General features: G+C 50.3%; 2 protein-coding genes. Both read right to left on the minus strand.

From position 1 onward, the window contains the following. The coding region (locus KH813_RS06515) for a hypothetical protein (RefSeq protein ID WP_303994534.1) at positions 1-2,060 on the minus strand (2,060 nt) is incomplete at its 3' end. Next, on the minus strand, positions 2,060-2,277 hold a 218-nt coding region (locus KH813_RS06520; RefSeq protein ID WP_303994535.1), incomplete at its 5' end, for a hypothetical protein. The genes KH813_RS06515 and KH813_RS06520, both read right to left, overlap by 1 nt.

Raw genomic sequence — 2,277 nt, forward strand, 5'->3', positions numbered from 1 at the left:
CTTACCACATAGCCCACATGACCGATTTTGCCGCCTTTTGAGTTAGTTACGCGCAATGTTACCTCATTCACGCGCACCGTTCGCGCCTGTACAGTACCGTTGCTCAATTGCAATTCGACGCCCGGCTGCTCGATCTTCGTTTCATAAGAAAGACCCGCGGCGCCCGTGTCTGTTTCTGTTGCCAACTTGATCCACGTTTGTTTCCCGTCAGGCAAGCGCTTGCCGCCAGCTACCGCCACAATGGTCTTGCCCGCTAGGTGTGGCACAGTAAGCGTCCCCCTTATTGCCCGCACGTAACTGTCCATGTAGACATTACAGCCGGAGCGAAAGCGCTCAACACACCGTTTACCGTTGCGCTCGACAATAACATAAACCGATTCTTCCCCGTTTTCCTGCACCGTTTCAACCCACAAGAATTTCCCGTCTGTCGTCCAATGCGACCAACCGTAAACATCTTGTTCGCGTATTAACGTCAAGCAAAGCAGAACACCGTCATCGCGTACCATGTATAAAACGGAATCCGGTTCTTGCGCGTAAGCCGCCGTCACAATGGAATGACCCTGCACCAGATGCTTCGCTAATAACGTCAAATCGATCCCGTTGTAGTTGTCCGATTCATACGAATACCCCATATCGCGTACCGTTGCGCCACGCGCTTGCACGTATACAAGCCGATTGCCGATATATACCGGCTCACATTCTGCCGACCCGCGCATTGTCTGCGTCTTAACCTGCGCCGTTTTCGGCGTGATCGGCTTATCTCCCGGCACGATCCATTCGTTCCCGTCCGTTAACACGATTAAATCCTGCGCCGGAACAAGATGCAGAATGTTGTACATTTCGCGCGAAATTAAGGATAACGCCACGGCGGAATCGTCGGTTACTTGTCCCGCCGCTTTTTCTACGCTGAAATTGGCATAATCGCCCGTCCGGCTTAACCATATTTTGTGCGGATAGGCTCTTGTTCCCGCCAATACCAGCCTGTCCTGATAAAAACAACAAGTGCGCGGATAACCGCGCGCCGCGTCCCACGGACTGATGCTGAATAGTTTTGTCGTGTCGGTAGACCCGAACGGTTTTGTTACAGACACGTTCAAAGTAGATCCGGAGCAATAATTAATAACCGCTTCTCCCGTGTGCATATAAGGAAGTCGCGTAAGTGTAGCCGTTAAGCTTTCACCGGACGCGTTGGCTGATATGCGTAAATACATTTCCTCTTCTACTGTTCCGGATTCTGTCGCATTAAAGTTTTTATCTGATGAGTACCGGCGAAACTCTTTCCAAGGGCCTATTTCAGAATATGCGTATTCAATAAATACATCGCCCGACCAAATTCCCGCCGTGGTAATTTTCCATTGTTTCCCTACATAAATAGGCTCGGACGTAACCGCCCCCACCGTTTCTTTTTTGGTAAATTGTACTTTCACCGACTGCGACGGCATTTGATGTGTGACTTGCAAGTGTGCGCCTTTAAGCTGCGAATGAACAAATCGCGAATGCGCGTTTACCATAACATTGCCGCCATATGTCTCTTTCGGCGTTACCGACGCCGATTCATAATCGTATTCGTTTTCAAAATACATATGAGAAAAATTATATTCTTCCAATGTCCAATTGCCCGTCCACGAATAACCGCCGTCCCTAATTAGCGCATACACGGGCAAATCGCCCGAACAAATGAACAAAGTATCAGCGGACTGTGCAAAGCGCAATTTTTTAAGCATCGCTTGCGTGAACGGCGCATCAATGATTTTGCCGCTATCTTTCCCATTGTGCCAAACGCGAATATATTTATCGCCAAATTCCAGCAGATCCCCATTGTCGGCATCGCGCGCGAAACGCACCAAAATAGCGTCTTTGTCTGAATACAACGCCTCGCCCATAAACTCACTACCGGCCCGCCGACACACCGCACCATAGGGCCGAATAATCGCGTTTTTGGCGCGCAATAGTGCCGACTTGTATTTTTCCAAGTCTACACGGTTCGCCACGTCGTACGAAATTTCGCCCGTTGTGAACGCCGGCTGAATCGCGTACATCGGGCCGACACCTTGTCCCATTAACGCCACCTCGCATTGATATAACGATTGAGCGGCTGCGGATCGTTTTGCCGTTCCTTTGCCACTTGCGTCATTGCCATGTCCAGCGCCGCCCGATATAAATTGAATTGCTGCTCGAACAGGCCTTGATTGCCGACAAGCCGCATGCAAAGATCGGCCGCAAGTTTACGCGTCATTGCCTCCAAAAATACCGCGTCCCATACGTCCGGATCGGTTA

Source organism: Negativicoccus succinicivorans (assembly GCF_018373335.1).
GTDB classification, from domain to species: domain Bacteria; phylum Bacillota; class Negativicutes; order Veillonellales; family Negativicoccaceae; genus Negativicoccus; species Negativicoccus succinicivorans_A.